Genomic DNA, 15,274 nt, shown 5'->3' on the forward strand with positions numbered 1-15,274 from the left:
CGATGTCTGTTCCCATCTCGCGCGGGCACAACCCGCTGCGTGACCCCGATGACCGCCGACTCAACCGGATCGCCGGGCCCAGCGCCCTGGTGATCTTCGGCGTCACCGGAGACCTCTCACGCAAGAAGCTGATGCCCGCGGTCTACGACCTCGCCAACCGCGGTCTCCTCCCTCCGGGGTTCGCCCTGGTCGGGTTCGCCCGCCGAGACTGGGAAGACCAGGACTTCGCCCAGGTCGTCTACGACGCCGTCAAGGAGCACGCCCGCACGCCGTTCCGCGAGGAGACGTGGACCCAGCTGCTGCAGGGCATCCGCTTCGTGTCGGGCGAGTTCGACAACCCGGACTCGTTCCGCAAGCTCCGCGAGACCATCGAGAAGCTCGATGTGGAACGCGGCACGATGGGCAACCACGCGTTCTACCTGTCGATCCCGCCGAAGGACTTCCCGCTCGTCGCGAAGCAGCTCAAGGAGTCGGGACTCGTCGGCGAGAACAGCGACGACGACGAGCGTTGGCGTCGCGTCGTGATCGAGAAGCCGTTCGGGCACGATCTCGAATCCGCTCGGGCGCTCAATGCGGCACTCGAGGTGGCCTTCCCTGCCGACTCGATCTTCCGTATCGACCACTACCTCGGCAAGGAGACGGTCCAGAACATCCTGGCGCTGCGCTTCGCGAACGAGCTGTACGAGCCGATCTGGAACCGCAACTACGTCGACCACGTGCAGATCACGATGGCCGAGGACATCGGCGTGGGCGGCCGTGCCGGGTACTACGACGGCATCGGCGCAGCCCGCGACGTGATCCAGAACCACCTGCTGCAGTTGCTCGCGCTGACCGCGATGGAGGAGCCGATCAGCCTCTCCGCCGAGCACCTGCGGGCGGAGAAGGAGAAGGTCCTGGCCGCGGTGCACGTGCCCGACGACCTCTCCCTCGCCACGGCACGCGGACAGTACGCGGGCGGGTGGCAGGGCGGCGAGAAGGTCACCGGCTTCCTCGACGAGGAGGGCATGAACCCCGACTCGACCACCGAGACGTACGCGGCCATCAAGCTCGAGATCGACACGCGCCGCTGGGCGGACGTGCCGTTCTACCTGCGCACGGGCAAGCGCCTCGGCCGGCGCGTCACCGAGATCGCCGTGGTGTTCAAGCGTGCCCCGCAACACCTGTTCGGACGCGGCAACGCCTCGGAGCTCGGACAGAACGCCCTGGTGATCCGTGTGCAGCCCGACGAGGGCGTCACGATCCGCTTCGGCTCCAAGGTGCCCGGCAGCGGCACCAACGTGCGCGACGTCACGATGGACTTCGGCTACGGCCACGCGTTCACCGAGGCGAGCCCGGAGGCCTACGAGCGCCTCATCCTCGACGTGCTCCTGGGCGATCCTCCCCTCTTCCCCCGACATGAAGAGGTCGAACTGTCCTGGAAGATCCTCGACCCGGTCGAGAAGTACTGGGCGGCCGTCGGCGGCCCGGTTGAGCAGTACGCACCCGGTTCGTGGGGTCCGGCATCCGCCGACGACCTCCTGGCCCGCGACGGACGAGTCTGGAGACGCCCGTGATCATCGATCTTCCCGACACGACCGTCAGCCAGGTCGCCAAGCAGCTCGTCAAGGTGCGCGAGGAGGGCGGCGCCGTCGCCCTCGGACGTGTGCTCACCCTCGTCATCTCCGCCCGCAACGGTGTCGCCGAAGCGGCGATCGACGCGGCGAACGACGCCTCCCGCGAACACCCGATGCGCGTCATCGTGCTCACCACCGGTGACGGCGAATCCCGGCTCGATGCCCAGATCCGTGTCGGCGGGGACGCCGGCGCGAGCGAGGTCGTCGTGCTCCGGGCGTACGGCGATGCCGCGAGCAACGAGGAGAGCCTGATCACGGGACTGCTCCTCCCCGATGCCCCGGTCGTCGCCTGGTGGCCGGAAGAGGCACCGACCTCACCGGCGGCGTCGCCGCTCGGCCGCATCGCCCAGCGCCGCATCACCGACGCCGCGACCTCCCCCGACGTCCGGGACCGACTCGCGCTCCTCGGACGCACGCATGCTCCTGGCGACACCGACCTGGCCTGGACCCGTCTCACGCACTGGCGCGAGCAGCTGGCCGCGGTCCTCGATCAGCCGCCGTTCGAGCCGATCACCGCCGTCGAGGTGCGCGGGGCATCCGCGTCTCCGTCGACGGCGCTGCTGGCCGCCTGGCTGCAGATGGCCCTCGACGTGCCGGTGCGCTGGTCGTACGAGGATCCGGAGCACTGGCAGGAGGGCATCAAGTCCGTACGCCTGACGCGGGCCTCGGGCGACATCCTGCTCGAACGCCCTTCTCCGGGGATCGCGATCCTCACGCAGCCGAACCAGCCCAACCACGATCTGCACCTGCCGCGGCGCACGCTCCGCGAGTGCCTCGCGGAGGAGCTGCGACGACTGGACCCCGACGTCCTGTACGGTCGAGTCATCACCGAGGGCTGGGAGAAGCTGGGTCCGCCCGAGACAGGAGAGTGACGTCGATGCCGGTTTCATCCGCAGAGAAGCGGGTCGTGGTGGAAGCCACTCCGACCGCGCTGGCCACCCGAGTCGCCGACCGCTTCCTGACGCGCGTCCGCGCGCGCACCAGGAACGGCAGGATCGCGCACATCGCCCTCACGGGCGGGTCGATGGGCGGTGCGGTGCTGCGCGCCGTGGCCGAGCATCCTCGGGCGGGTGAGACCGACTGGTCGCTCGTGCACTTCTGGTGGGGCGACGAGCGGTTCGTCCCCCGCGACGACGCCGACCGGAACTCGCTGCAGTCCCGGCAGGCACTCCTCGATCACATCCCCGTTCCGGCGGAGAACGTGCATGAGGTCGCCGGCCCGGACAGCGGGCTGAGCCTCGACGAGTCGGCGGCGGCCTATGCAGCCGAGCTCGCCCGATTCGGCACCGACGAGCACCCCTGGCCGTCGTTCGCCGTGTGCTTCCTCGGTGTCGGCCCCGACGGGCACATCGCGTCGCTGTTCCCGGATCGCGACGAGGTGACGGTGACGGATGCCGCCGTGCTCGCCGTCCGCGACTCCCCCAAGCCGCCGCCCGAGCGTGTGACGCTGACGCGTCCGGTGCTCAACTCGTCGAAGCGGGTGTGGCTCGTGATGACGGGCGCCGACAAAGCCTCGGCTCTGGGGCTCGCTCTCGCCGGCGCCAGCTACACGAGTGTTCCGGCGGCCGGCGCAAAGGGCCGCAAGCGCACGGTGTTCTTCGTCGATGAGGCCGCCTCTTCCGAGGTGTCGGCCGATCTGATCGACCAGACCTACTGAGTGCGACCCGACTGACGGGCGCACGAAAGCGTTCTCCCGTCAGGAGGTGGGCTTGTCAGAGGCGCCGCCGGAGTCGGGCTCACCGTCCGCCGCCGGGGTCGGGCTGCTTCCGCGCACGATCCCGAGCTCCTGGCTCTCGCTGAGCACCTGCGGGTGATAGCGGGCGAGACCCACGACTCCCCAGACGGCGATGGCGCCGGCGATCGCGAAGATCACCATCACCCACGGCGGCGCTGCTGCGGCTTCACCGAGGATGACCATGCCGATGAGCACGGCGACGAGCGGGTCTACGACCGTGAGTCCGGCGATCACGAGGTCGGGCGGCCCTGAGCTGTAGGCGGTCTGCACGAAGTAGCCGCCGACGGCGGCCGCCGCGACGAGGGCGAGCACGCAGATCGCGGTGATCCACTCGAACTGGCCGGCCTCGATGCGCTTGATGACGACCTTCGCGAGCGTGGCGACGAAGCCGTAGAGCACGCCGGCGCCGATCACGTAGAACAGCGCACGCATGCGACGGCGCAGGATGAGCCAGCCACCACCGAGGATGATGATGACGACCAGCAGGAGCGCGAGGATCACGAAGAGCTCGCGATCGGTCACCTCCTGCTCGGTGGCGTAGATCGCCGCGAAGAAGACGAACAGGAAGATGCCGCCGACGCAGCAGGCGATGGCGGTGAGCGATTGCCGGGTGGGGGCGTGGCCGGAGACCCGGGCGTTCAGCAACGTCGTGATGACGAGGGCGATGGCACCCAGCGGCTGAACGACGATGAGCGGCGCCTTGACAAGCGCGGCGAGCTGACACACCACGGCGAGGCCGAGCATGAGCGTGCCGATGAGCCACGAGGGCCGCGTCAGCAGCCCCTTGATCTGCGAGAGGCTGAGCCCGGACGTGCCGGCGGATCCGCTGAGGCGCTCCACCTTCTCGACGCCGCGGTGCTGGTACTGCGCGCCCAGCGACATGAAGACCGCACCGGCCAGCGCGAGCGGGATGCCGAGGAGGATCCCAGGGTCCTGGAAGGCGCCGACGAGCTGGTCGCCGACATCCTCCATCGCGTTCATCCACACCCCTGCGCTCACACTACGACCCTACCGGCAGACCCCCGCGCACTAGGGTTGTGACGTGGCTGTACTTCCGATTCGCATCATGGGCGACCCCGTCCTGCACTCCCCCGCTTCTCCCGTCGACGAGGTCACCGATGAGGTCCGCACACTCGTCGCCGACATGTTCGAGACCATGGACACCGCCCCCGGAGTCGGGCTCGCCGCCCCGCAGGTCGGTGTGCCGCTGCGGGTCTACACCTACTCGTACGTCGACGACGACGACCAGCCGTGGCGGGGGGTCCTCATCAACCCCGTGCTGTGGATGACGCCTCTGGAGCCGGGCGAGCCGGACCCCGATCTCGAGTCGGAGGGCTGCCTGTCGTTCCCCGGTGAGCGGTTCCCGCTGCGGCGCTCGGAGCGCGTCCACGTGACGGCGACGGACCTGGACGGACAGCCGGTGACGATCGACGTCGACGGCTGGCGTGCGCGCATCATGCAGCACGAGTTCGACCATCTCGACGGCATCCTCTACGTCGATCGACTTTCGGACGGCGACTGGAAGACCGCGCAGAAGATCGCACGCAAGCGCGGGTGGGGGCGTCCCGGTGCGAGTTGGATGCCGGGCGTGGACGACCTCGAAGGCTGAGCCGACGCGACACGCCGTCGACATAGGAACACTCGTTTCCCAGCGTGCACATAGCTCGCGTCAAGTTGCATCACAGACTCGACGGCGGCTAGCGTGTTGGCGGCGGGGGGTTTCCGTATGCCTCCGCACCACGTCTCGGAGGGGAAACACATGATGAAGCTGCGCACACGACGCGCCCTGATGCTCACGGGTTCCGCGGTGGCGCTCACGGTCGCACTGACCGGCTGCAGTGCGATCAACGACATTCTCGGAAGCGGTTCCGGCAACGCCAACCGCGATGAGAACACCGGACAGGTCACCGAGAGCGCGAACGTCGACGTCTTCGCCGTCAAGCTCGGCGACTGCATGCTCGACACGGGTTCGGGGGCACTCTCGAACGCCGACATCCTCCCCTGCACCGACCCGCACGACCTCGAGGTGTACTACGAGATCACGATGCCGGACGGCGAGTTCTCCGACGCCGACATCAACACCGCCTCCGAGGAGTGCATCGGCGACGCGTACACGACGTTCGTCGGTGTCGGCTACCAAGACTCCGCGCTCGACGTGACGATGCTCACGCCGACCAAGGAATCGTGGGAGGGCGCCAACGACCGCGTGATCCAGTGCCTCATCTTCGACCCGGCCGGTCAGACGACCGGATCGCTGGCCGCCAGCGCACGCTGACCGGACACACCCGACGAAGGGGCCCCGCCGATACGGCGGGGCCCCTTCTCGCGTTTCCGCCGCTCAGCGTCGACTCTCCGACGCCCGCAGGGCCAGCCATGCCGCGACGCGATCGTCGGGATCCGCGAGCGAGAGCCCGATCAGATCCTCGATGCGCCGGATGCGGGTGGTCAGCGTCTGCCGGTGGATCCGCAGCCGCGCGGCGCTCTCACCCCAGGCGCTGTTCGTCGCGAGGAAGACGCGCAGAGTCTCGATGAGGTCGGCGCGCTCGTCTGCGGCCCTCAACGGATCCAGTAGGCGTCCGATCCGCAGCGCCTGATCCGTGTCGAGCTGACCCAGCACGAACGACACGGTCGGGATCGACTCGTAGCGCACGACCCGTTCCCCACCGGTGCGTGCCGCCTCGCAGGCCTGGCGCGCTTCGTCGATGCTCCGGGCGAGCGCATCCGTGGGGGCAGGGCGGCCGAGTCCGAGGTACAGGGTCGATGCGAACGCCCGCGCCCGATGCGTGATCTCCTCCGCATGCTCCTCGCGCACGACGCCATGGATGAGTCCCCGCTGCGAGGTGAAGACGTGCTCGGCGCCCAGCTCGTCGAGCCACAGTGCGAGCAGGTGCTCCACATCGACACCGCTCGTGCGGGACGCCAGTGCGAAGCCGACGAGAGTCCGCTCGTGCACGCCCCACCGCCGCAGCAGCCGGGTCGCCTCCGGGCCGCCCTCGAGCACGGTCTCGAGCATCATCGAGCGGCCGAGGCGCTCCAGGTGGCTGCTGTCGCGCGTGCGCATCAACAGATCGAGCAGCGCCGCCGCTTGCGAGCTGAGTTCGCGCCCGCGACCGGAGCTGTCGTTGCGGGGAGCCGTGACCAGCTGAGCCGTGATGTCCTGTCCCGGTCCGACCGGATGCACCTGAAGCGCGCGGTGGCGCACCCGCACGGGGCGCCCGACGGCGACCGCGATCGCGTCGTCGATGTGCAGACTGCCCGCACCCGCTGTCGTGATGACCTCGCCGTGTCGGTCCAGCAGTACCGCCCACCCGTCGATCCGGTGGGCGAGCTCGGCGATGACGCCGGTGATCCCGCTGCGCCGGGCGGCGAGGGTGAGCACACGCATCGCTGAGGTGATCGCCCGGGCCTCCGCCGCCTGGTCGACCGCGAGGAGCGAGGTGAGCGTCGGGAGCAGCTGTGCCTGCGGCACGTCCGCCCCGACGATCGCCGTGATCGAGCCGTCGTCGAGGACGCGACGAACCGACGGAGAATCGGCATTCGTGACCAGCACGATCCCCCGGAGGAGGGCGAGCCGATCCGGATCCTCGACGAGGGCGAGCAGCTGCGCCTCGTCGGCGATCACGAGCGTCGTGAAGAGCCGGTCGGTCGGAGCGCCGAACAGCTCGATCGCCACGACCGAGTTCACGTGCCGAGCGGCCGGGACCTCCCCCTGCAGCACCACACCGTTCAAGTACCGCGCCACGGAGGCGACATCGCGAGCCACACCTCATTGTACAGAGTGTCGAATCACGCGATGGGTTTCACACTATTGTCGGATGCCCCATCGGCCGCCTCTCTCCTAGCATCGTCGGCATCCCCTCTCCACCCGAAGGATGTCATGAAAGCTGTTGTCTTCCGCGATCCGCAGTCACCGATCGAGTTCGTCGATGTCGACCTCGCGCCGCCCCGTGCCGGGGAGGTCCGTGTGCGGATCGCCGCCGCCGGCGTCTGCCACTCCGACCTGCACGTCAAGCGCGGCGAATGGGACGCGGCTGCTCCGCTGGTGATGGGGCACGAGGGCTCCGGCGTCGTCACCGAGCTCGGCGAAGGCGTCACGACACTCGCCGTCGGCGACCACGTCGTCCTGAGCTGGGTCCCGCCGTGCGGCGAGTGCCGCTACTGCCGCGCCGGCCATGAAGCCCGCTGCCAGAAGGTCGCGACCGTGGTCGCTCCCCTCGGCGTGCTGTTCGACGGCACCTCGCGACTCAGCCGCGACGGTGAGCCGCTGCATCACTACCTCGGCGTGTCGTCCTTCGCGGAGGAGGTCGTCGTCCCCGCCTCCGGTGCCGTGAAGGTGCGCGACGATGCGCCGCTCGACGTGATCGCCGTCGTCGGCTGCGCAGTCGCCACCGGCGTGGGCGCCGTGCTCAACACCGCCGCCGTCGAGCCCGGCTCCACGGTCGCGGTGATCGGCTGCGGCGGCGTCGGGCTCAACGTGGTCCAGGGCGCACGTCTGGCCGGCGCCGAGCGCATCATCGCGATCGACGTCCGCCCCGAGAAGACTCAGATGGCCCTGCAGTTCGGCGCCACCGATCGCATCGACGCCTCGCAGGGAGACGCCGTCGCCCAGCTGCGCGAGCTCATCCCCGATGGCGTCGACTACGCCTTCGACGCCATCGGCCGCACGACCACGACCGAACAGTCCATCCAGATGCTGGGCCTCGGCGGCGCTGCCGTGATCGTCGGGCTCCCGCCCACCGGCGCGCGTGCCTCGTTCGAGCCCCTCGTCCTCGCCGAGGCCGACCAGCGCATCCTGGGCTCGAACTACGGCTCCGTGCGTCCGTCCATCGACGTCCCCGCACTCGTGGACCGCTACATGGACGGACAGCTCAAGATCGACCCGCTCATCTCCGGTCGCCGTCCGCTCGCCGAGGCCGCCGCCGCACTCGACGATCTCGAGGCCGGCTCCGCGCTGCGCACACTCCTCATCCCCTGATCGCCACCCGTCACCCTGCAACCCGAATCCAGGAGAACCATGTCAGACACCGTCGTCGCCCCGCCTGGCGCCCCCACCGATGCCGGCCTCCGCACCGGCATCATGAGCGGGCCCGAGCTCGCCGCCCAGGCCATCGCCAACATCGCACCCAGCGCCGTCATCGCCTTCACGGCGGCGGCGATCTTCCTCGGCGCCGGTAACGGCACCATCTACGCCTTCGCCCTCGCCACGATCGTCATCCTGTGCGTCGGATACTGCGTGGTGGTGTTCGCCCGCAAGCACGCGTCGGCCGGCTCGCTCTACACGTACGTGTCGAAGGGGCTCGGACCGTTCGGTGCCTTCCTCGCGGGAGTCACCCTGCTGATCGGCTGCTTCGGTATCGCGGCCGCATCCCTGAGCGGATCGGTCAGCTACATGTCGCAGTTCCTCACGATGCTCGGCATCCCCGCCCAGGGTCTCGGCTGGGAGATCGGCCTCGCGATCGTGCTCGGCGGACTCGCGACGCTGTTCACGATCCGCGGGATCCGTCTGTCCGCGCGCGTCTCCCTCGTGCTCGAGCTCGTCTCGGTCGGCATCATCCTCGTGCTGCTGATCGCCGCTCTCGTCTGGGCGGGCCCCGCCGCGTGGGACCCGGCGCAGGTGCTCGCCACGGGTTCCTCCTTCCAGGGCGTTGCGTCGGGCATGGTGCTCGGCATCCTGGGCTTCGTCGGATTCTCCTCCGCCGACGCACTCGGCCGTGAGGCCAAGGAGCCGTACAAGGCCATCCCCCGCGCCATCATGTGGAGCGCACTCGGCGTGGGCGTGCTGTACGTGTTCGCGGCCTACACCCAGATCACGGTGCTCGGTGATGACCTCGCCACCGCCGCGAGCCCCCTCGAGAGCATGTCCGCGTTGATCGGGATGCCCAGCTGGTTCGCCGCCGTGCTCACGTTCGGCGTCGCGGCCTCGTTCTTCGCTGTCGTCGTGGCACCCCTCAACGTCATCGGACGCATCGTCTACGTGATGGGCAAGGAGGGCGTCGTCGCGGAGCGGTTCGGGCGCACCCACGAGCAGCACCTGACGCCACATCGCGTGCTGATCATCGCCGGGGCCGCCGCGATCGCCGTCGACATCGTGCTGCTGCTCGCCGGAGCCGCACCGGGCGAGATCCTCGTCTGGGTGAACACCTGGGGCACCTACGGTTACATGGTCGCGTACGCCCTCGTCGCGATCGCCTGCGTCGTGTACACGCAGCGGGCGAAGATGCGCAACGGCCTCGTGAAGGTGTGCGCGACGGTGGCGGTCGTCACGATGGCATACGTGTTCTTCGCGAATGTCTGGCCCGTCCCGGCGTTCCCGTACAACGTGATCCCCTACGTGTTCCTCGTGACGGTCGGCATCGCCCTGACCCGCTACGCCTACCTCGCCCGACGTCGCCCCGACGTGATCGCTCGCATCGGCAACACCGAGACGAGCGCGATGGAGGGCGTCGGCTGAGCCCCGATCGCCGGCACGAGCATCGCGCTCGTGCCGGCGACACCATCACGGGAACGAGAAAAGCCCCCTCCGCAGAGGGGGCTTTTCCGTTGGCTCCCCGGCTTGGACTCGAACCAAGAACCTGCCGGTTAACAGCCGGCTGCTCTGCCAATTGAGCTACCGAGGAATGTGCACCGCTGAGCGGGCAACTCGACAAGCTTAGCAAACTCCGGGACGTGTTCACGACACAGGGGCACCCTTCGCGGATGCCGGGCGTGTCGGGCTCAGCGACGCGAATCCGACTCCGCGTTCGGCACCCAGAGCAGGTCCTTGCCCACGCCACGAGCGACCACATGGCCACCGCGCAGCATGAGGGTCTCGGCGTTCAACTCGCGGATGAAATCGGCGTCGTTGGTGACGAGCAGCGCCGCCATCGACTGCTCCTTGCGCCGGCGGGTGATCGCGTCGAAGACGACGGGGCGCACTTCGAGGTCGAGGTTCGCGAGCACCTCGTCAGCGATCAGGACCTGGGGCTCCAGCACGAACGAGCGGGCGATCGCGACGCGCTGACGCATGCCCGCGCTGAGCTCGTAGGGGAACTTCGCCGCCGTGCCGAGTGGAAGATGCAGCTCGTCGAGCAGGGTCGCCACCCGGATCGAGAGGGCCTTGGTGTTCACTCGCCGTTCCCGGATGAGGATCGGCTCCGCGATCACCTCGTTCACGGTGAGTCGCGGTGGAAGGTCGGCGCCCGCCCCCTGCGGCACGAACCCCGTGCGGTAGGTGAGGATCCGATGCTTGCGCCCCGGCTTGCGCACGTCGATGCCGCACACCTGCGCACGACCGCCGACGACCTTCACGGAGGGGTCGGTGGAACCGGCGAGGGCGGCCGCGAGCGTCGACTTCCCCGACCCGGTGGGACCGGCGACGCAGATCAGTTCGCCGGGAGCGAGCGAGAACGTGACGCCGTCGACAGCGCGGGTCGGCATCCCGTGACCGATGCGGTCGATCACCAGATCCGAGCAATCGATCGCGTTCGTGGATTCGGGCCTGCGGGACATGTCTCCATCCTGCCCTCTGCGTGCTGCCTGGCGGGGTTACGACTCGGCGAACCGTTGGCGCTCCGCGTCGATGTCGCGCAGGCGCATCCGCAGCGCGCGCCCGCCATCGGAGTCGGCCGGGACACGCTGCACCGCTCCCAGCAGCTCCTGCTTCTCATGCTCGAGCTGGCGCAGCACGAGTCGGCGCGCGAGGTCGGTCACGGTCGCGACCGCGCGCTCCTCGTCACGCGCGGGGAACGGCGTCATCAGCAACTCGCCCGCGAGCGATCGATACGGTTCACGAACGCCGTTCACGGCCTCCGTGACCCACCCTGCCCTGGCGCGGTCGGGTGCAGCGGCCACGGCCTCCCGCACCGCGTCCAGGCCGGGCGTGCGGAACGGCGCGGCCAGAGCGCGATTGAGGAGCGCCTGATCGACCTGGTGCCCGTACTGGAGCGCACCCATCAGCGCGTCTCGTTCGACGGCGACATCCGGGCTTCGGGGAAGGCTCGCCAGTGTGACCGGCGCGATCACGGGCGCACCCGTCGCCGCGTCGACCTGCGGCGCTTCGCGACGGGGTTGCTGCTGCAGGGAGGAAGCCCCGCGCGCCGCCCGTTCGACCTCGCCGCGCACCTCGGTCGGGTCCATGCCGAGCCGTCGCGCGAGCACACGCTCGTAGCCCGGACGCAGGAGCTGGTCACGGATCTCCGCGACGATCGGCGCCGCCGCACGCAGCGCACCGACCCGCCCTTCCACCGTGGAGAGGTCGAAGCCGCCCAGCTTGCGGTCGATCGCGAACTCGAACATCGGCTGCTTGGTGTCCATGAGCCCGCGAACCGCCGCGTCTCCACGCTGCAGCCGCAGGTCGCACGGGTCGAGCCCGTCGGGCGCGACCGCGACGAACGTCTGCGCGTTGAAGCGGTCATCCTCCGTGAACGCACGCAGGGCGGCTTTCTGCCCTGCCTCGTCGCCGTCGAACGTGAAGACCACCTCACCCGACGCGTTGTCATCGCCCATCACGCGCCGCAGCACCTTGATGTGCTCGGTGCCGAAGGCCGTGCCACAGGTCGCGATCGCGGTCGTGAGACCGGCCAGGTGGCACGCCATCACGTCGGTGTAGCCCTCCACCACGACGACTCGTCGCGGATCCCCCCGGGCGATGTCCCGCTTGGCGAGGTCGAGCCCGTAGAGCACCTGCGCCTTCTTGTAGATCGGCGTCTCCGGGGTGTTCAAGTACTTGGGGCCGGGGTCGTCGTCGAAGAGCTTGCGGGCACCGAAACCGATCGTCTGCCCCGACACGTCGCGGATCGGCCAGACGAGGCGACCTCGGAACCGGTCGTACACCCCACGCTGCCCCGTCGAGACCAGACCGGCCGTGCTCAGCTCCTCACGGGTGAAGCCCTGCGCCGTGAGCGCCTTGAGCATCCCGTCCCAGCCGCGCGGTGCGAACCCGACGCCGAAGTGCGCAGCCGCCCCGGCATCGAAGCCGCGCTCGCCCAGGAACCGCCGTCCGGCCTCCGCGTCAGGCGAAAGCAGCTGCGCGCGGAAGAACTCGGCCGCGGCGGTGTTGGCGGCGTACAGGCGGCTGCGGCCACTCGTCTCGGGAGCCGCTCCCCCGTCTTCGTAGTGCAGCGTGTAGCCGATCCGTCCGGCCAGACGCTCGACCGCCTCCGTGAAGCTGACGTGGTCCATCTCGCGCAGGAACGAGTAGACGTCGCCCGACTCCCCGCAGCCGAAGCAGTGGTAATACCCCACCTGCTGGCGCACATGGAAGCTCGGGCTCTTCTCATCGTGGAAGGGGCAGAGCCCCTTGAGCGAGCCGACGCCTGCGGGCTTGAGGGCGACGCGTTCTCCGATGATGTCGGCGATGTTCGTGCGCGCCTTGACCTCATCGACGTCGGCCTGCAGGATCCGCGGCATCAGTGCGCCCCTTCGGCGACGGGCCGCCTCTCCGCGTGGGCGCGAGCGCCCGGACGCACGTGACGCGGCGTCCAGATGCCGACCTCCGCCGGATCGATCTCGCCTACGAGCCGGTTGTGCCAGTCGATCGCGCTCTGATCCGTCAGGCTCGCGATCTGGTCGACCACGACGCGCGCTCGTTCGGAATCATCCGCCGCCGCGACGAAGTCCGCCGCGAAGGCGGGCTCCAGCACGTCGGATCCCGCGGACCACAGCGCGTCGGTCGACCACAGCGCATCGGCGAGGCGCGTGAGCACGCGGCGCTGCTCCTTGTAGACGCCCTTGCGCGCCTCGATCGTCACGATGGCCTGACCCATGATGCCCTTGAGGACGGCGATCTCGACCTCGACCACTCGTGGCACGACCACGTGTGCGTTGTAGCGCACCAGCGCCGTCGTCCCGTACTTCTCCGTGGTCGCGGAGACGGCCGCACGGGCGAAGCGCCCGATCAGATCGCTCGTGAGGTTCTTGAGCCGCGCGAGCGCCTGTCGGGACCGGTCGAACGACGCCAGCCACATCGGCTGCGACGCCAGACGATACAGCGCGTCGGCGAGCTCCTCGCGTGTGAAGTCGTAGCCCACCCACTGCTGGATCCGTCCGACGAGCGCATCGTGCTGCCGCGGATCCGCGAGCTGCGCGACATCGACGTAGCCGTTGACGATCGCGTCCTCGAAGTCGTGCACCGAGTAGGCGATGTCGTCCGAGAGATCCATGATCTCCGCTTCGATGCAACGCAGCCGCCCCGGAGCACCCTCGCGCATCCAGCGGAAGACCGCCTCATCCTCGGGGTAGACCCCGAACTTGAGGCGGCCACCGGGGTCGGGCACCGGACTGTCGACCGTCCACGGATACTTGCAGGTCGCATCGAGGCTCGCGCGGGTCAGGTTGAGGCCGACCGAGTGGTCCTCGTCGTCGAGCACCTTCGCCTCGAGGCGGGTGAGGATGCGCAGCGACTGCGCGTTCCCCTCGAAGCCGCCGATGTCGCCGGCCCATTCGTTGAGCGCCCGTTCGCCGTTGTGACCGAACGGCGGATGGCCGAGGTCGTGGCTCAGGCACGCGGTGTCGACGACGTCGGCGGAGACTCCGAGTGCGACGGCGAGTTCCCGCCCGACCTGCGCGACCTCCAGGGAGTGCGTCAGCCGGTTGCGGGCGAAGTCTGCCGTGCTCGCAGGACTCAGTACCTGGGTCTTCGCGGCGAGACGGCGAAGAGCGGCGGAGTGCAGCACACGGGCGCGGTCACGGGCGAAGTCATCGCGCTCGGATCGGTGGGTCTCGGCGAAGAAGCGCTCGGCGTCACGCGCGTCGTAGCCGTCGGCGCGCAGACCGACCTGAGGATCAACCACCACTGTTCTCGATCTCCGCTCCACGCATCATCTCCGTGGCGTCCGACGCGACCTCGCGCGAATCCAGCCACTTGTCCGGCAGGGCGGTCCGCTTCGGGTGCCCCGAGCGCCCGCGCTGTCCCTCCGCGTCTGCCCCGGGGTAGGGCGCCGTGCGGTCGAGGCGACCGAGGAAGTCGTCGATCTCCGCGAGGCTGGACGCCGTCGCGAGTCCCGTGCGGATGTCGCCGCCGACCGGGTAGCCCTTGAAATACCACGACACGTGCTTGCGGACGTCGCGGCACCCGCGGTCCTCGTCCTCGAAGAACTCGACCAGGAGTTCGGCATGCCGGCGGAACGCATCGGCCACGAAGCCCAGGTTCGCGTCGACGATCGTCCCCTCGCCGCCGAACGCCGTCGCGAGCTCCCCGAACAGCCAGGGTCGTCCGAGGCATCCGCGGCCGACCACGACGCCGTCGCAGTCGGTCTGCGCCATCATGCGCACCGCGTCATCAGCCGACCAGATGTCGCCGTTGCCGAGCACGGGGATGCTGGTCACCGCCTGCTTGAGCTCGCCGATCGCGTTCCAGTCGGCGAAGCCCGAGTAGAACTCGCCGGCAGTGCGCGCGTGCAGCGCGACCGCGGCGGCCCCGGCATCCTCCGCCGCACGTCCGGCGTCGAGGAACGTGAGGTGGTCCTTGTCGATGCCCTTGCGCATCTTCACCGTGAGCGGGATGTCGCCCGCTGCCTTCACGGCCTGGTCGACGATGTCGGCGAACAGCTTGGACTTCCAGGGCAGCGCCGCACCCCCACCGCGACGGGTGACCTTCGGCACCGGGCATCCGAAATTGAGGTCGATGTGATCGGCGTGGTCCTCCGCGACGATGATGCGCACGGCCTCCGCGATGGTCTTCGGGTCGACCCCGTACAGCTGGATCGACCGCGGCGTCTCGGACTCGTGGTGCCGGATCAGTCGCATGGTCGTCTCGTTGCGCTCGACGAGGGCGCGCGACGTGATCATCTCGCTCACGTAGAGCCCGGCGCCGTACTCGCGGCACAGACGCCGGAAGGCGGTGTTGGTGATCCCGGCCATGGGCGCGAGGACGACCGGCACGTCGAGATCGATCGGACCGATGCGAAGAGGGCGGGCGGGTGCGGTGGCGAGAGTCATGTCCCCTCTA

General features: G+C 69.3%; 13 protein-coding genes and 1 tRNA gene. 7 read left to right on the top strand and 7 right to left on the bottom strand.

The annotated features are described in order from the left end of the window. Positions 1-2 precede the first annotated feature (2 nt). The 3 genes from zwf to pgl are packed head-to-tail and all read left to right on the top strand — an operon-like array spanning position 3 to position 3,270. Positions 3-1,553 (top strand): glucose-6-phosphate dehydrogenase, encoded by a 1,551-nt coding sequence (gene zwf, locus WFM69_RS12245; protein ID WP_337005031.1) that lies wholly within the window; start codon positions 3-5, stop codon positions 1,551-1,553. Further along, the gene (locus WFM69_RS12250) at positions 1,550-2,485 is read left to right on the top strand and encodes a glucose-6-phosphate dehydrogenase assembly protein OpcA (RefSeq protein ID WP_337005033.1); all 936 of its coding nucleotides are present in this window, start codon (positions 1,550-1,552) and stop codon (positions 2,483-2,485) included. Before zwf ends, WFM69_RS12250 begins: the two co-directional genes overlap by 4 nt. A gap of 5 nt (positions 2,486-2,490) precedes the next feature. Beyond that, positions 2,491-3,270 (top strand): 6-phosphogluconolactonase, encoded by a 780-nt coding sequence (gene pgl / locus WFM69_RS12255; RefSeq protein WP_337005035.1) that lies wholly within the window; start codon positions 2,491-2,493, stop codon positions 3,268-3,270. Between the two features lie 39 nt (positions 3,271-3,309). On the opposite strand, the gene WFM69_RS12260 is transcribed toward pgl, so the two are convergent. Next, entirely contained in the window at positions 3,310-4,320 is a 1,011-nt protein-coding gene (locus WFM69_RS12260; protein WP_337005298.1) for a DMT family transporter, read from the bottom strand. Positions 4,321-4,390: 70 nt separating this feature from the next. Between WFM69_RS12260 and def the strand changes: the two genes are divergently transcribed. Together def and WFM69_RS12270 are read left to right on the top strand one after the other, a co-directional pair. Further along, positions 4,391-4,957: a peptide deformylase gene (gene def, locus WFM69_RS12265; protein ID WP_337005037.1), complete on the top strand. Its 567-nt coding sequence runs from the start codon at positions 4,391-4,393 to the stop codon at positions 4,955-4,957. A 150-nt stretch (positions 4,958-5,107) separates the two neighbouring features. Next, positions 5,108-5,623: a hypothetical protein gene (locus tag WFM69_RS12270; protein ID WP_337005039.1), complete on the top strand. Its 516-nt coding sequence runs from the start codon at positions 5,108-5,110 to the stop codon at positions 5,621-5,623. Between the two features lie 63 nt (positions 5,624-5,686). Here WFM69_RS12270 and WFM69_RS12275 read toward each other — a convergent pair whose 3' ends face one another. After that, on the bottom strand, positions 5,687-7,111 hold the full coding sequence (locus tag WFM69_RS12275; RefSeq protein ID WP_337005041.1) for a PucR family transcriptional regulator: 1,425 nt from the start codon (positions 7,109-7,111) through the stop codon (positions 5,687-5,689). Between the two features lie 114 nt (positions 7,112-7,225). Here WFM69_RS12275 and WFM69_RS12280 point away from each other — a divergent pair, with 114 nt between their 5' ends. Further along, positions 7,226-8,323 carry a Zn-dependent alcohol dehydrogenase gene (locus WFM69_RS12280; protein WP_337005043.1) on the top strand — a complete coding sequence of 366 codons (1,098 nt, stop codon included), beginning with the start codon at positions 7,226-7,228 and terminating at the stop codon, positions 8,321-8,323. 39 nt (positions 8,324-8,362) lie between these two features. After that, positions 8,363-9,799, top strand: a complete 1,437-nt coding sequence (locus tag WFM69_RS12285; RefSeq protein ID WP_337005045.1) for an APC family permease — start codon at positions 8,363-8,365, stop codon at positions 9,797-9,799. A 90-nt stretch (positions 9,800-9,889) separates the two neighbouring features. On the opposite strand, the gene WFM69_RS12290 is transcribed toward WFM69_RS12285, so the two are convergent. The 5 genes from WFM69_RS12290 to dusB all read right to left on the bottom strand — a co-directional run bounded on the left by WFM69_RS12290 (position 9,890) and on the right by dusB (position 15,264). Further along, a tRNA-Asn gene (locus WFM69_RS12290) sits at positions 9,890-9,965 on the bottom strand. Positions 9,966-10,062: 97 nt separating this feature from the next. After that, entirely contained in the window at positions 10,063-10,836 is a 774-nt protein-coding gene (locus WFM69_RS12295; protein ID WP_337005047.1) for an ATP-binding cassette domain-containing protein, read from the bottom strand. 36 nt (positions 10,837-10,872) lie between these two features. Beyond that, entirely contained in the window at positions 10,873-12,735 is a 1,863-nt protein-coding gene (gene dnaG, locus WFM69_RS12300) for a DNA primase (RefSeq protein WP_337005049.1), read from the bottom strand. Continuing rightward, positions 12,735-14,120 carry a deoxyguanosinetriphosphate triphosphohydrolase gene (locus WFM69_RS12305; RefSeq protein ID WP_337005051.1) on the bottom strand — a complete coding sequence of 462 codons (1,386 nt, stop codon included), beginning with the start codon at positions 14,118-14,120 and terminating at the stop codon, positions 12,735-12,737. The genes dnaG and WFM69_RS12305 overlap by 1 nt, the downstream gene beginning before the upstream one ends. After that, positions 14,110-15,264 carry a tRNA dihydrouridine synthase DusB gene (gene dusB / locus WFM69_RS12310; protein WP_337005053.1) on the bottom strand — a complete coding sequence of 385 codons (1,155 nt, stop codon included), beginning with the start codon at positions 15,262-15,264 and terminating at the stop codon, positions 14,110-14,112. Before dusB ends, WFM69_RS12305 begins: the two co-directional genes overlap by 11 nt. Between the last annotated feature and the right edge of the window lie 10 nt (positions 15,265-15,274).

Source organism: Microbacterium sp. LB12 (genome assembly GCF_037150835.1).
GTDB lineage: Bacteria > Actinomycetota > Actinomycetes > Actinomycetales > Microbacteriaceae > Microbacterium.

Excerpts from the sequence above, each read along its gene's own strand:
- zwf (WP_337005031.1), top strand. The coding sequence starts at position 3 with ATGTCTGTTCCCATCTCGCGCGGGCACAACCCGCTGCGTGACCCCGAT.
- pgl (WP_337005035.1), top strand. The coding sequence starts at position 2,491 with ATGCCGGTTTCATCCGCAGAGAAGCGGGTCGTGGTGGAAGCCACTCCG.
- WFM69_RS12260 (WP_337005298.1), bottom strand. The coding sequence starts at position 4,320 with ATGGAGGATGTCGGCGACCAGCTCGTCGGCGCCTTCCAGGACCCTGGG.
- WFM69_RS12270 (WP_337005039.1), top strand. The coding sequence starts at position 5,108 with ATGATGAAGCTGCGCACACGACGCGCCCTGATGCTCACGGGTTCCGCG.
- WFM69_RS12280 (WP_337005043.1), top strand. The coding sequence starts at position 7,226 with ATGAAAGCTGTTGTCTTCCGCGATCCGCAGTCACCGATCGAGTTCGTC.
- WFM69_RS12285 (WP_337005045.1), top strand. The coding sequence starts at position 8,363 with ATGTCAGACACCGTCGTCGCCCCGCCTGGCGCCCCCACCGATGCCGGC.
- WFM69_RS12295 (WP_337005047.1), bottom strand. The coding sequence starts at position 10,836 with ATGTCCCGCAGGCCCGAATCCACGAACGCGATCGATTGCTCGGATCTG.
- dnaG (WP_337005049.1), bottom strand. The coding sequence starts at position 12,735 with ATGCCGCGGATCCTGCAGGCCGACGTCGATGAGGTCAAGGCGCGCACG.
- dusB (WP_337005053.1), bottom strand. The coding sequence starts at position 15,264 with ATGACTCTCGCCACCGCACCCGCCCGCCCTCTTCGCATCGGTCCGATC.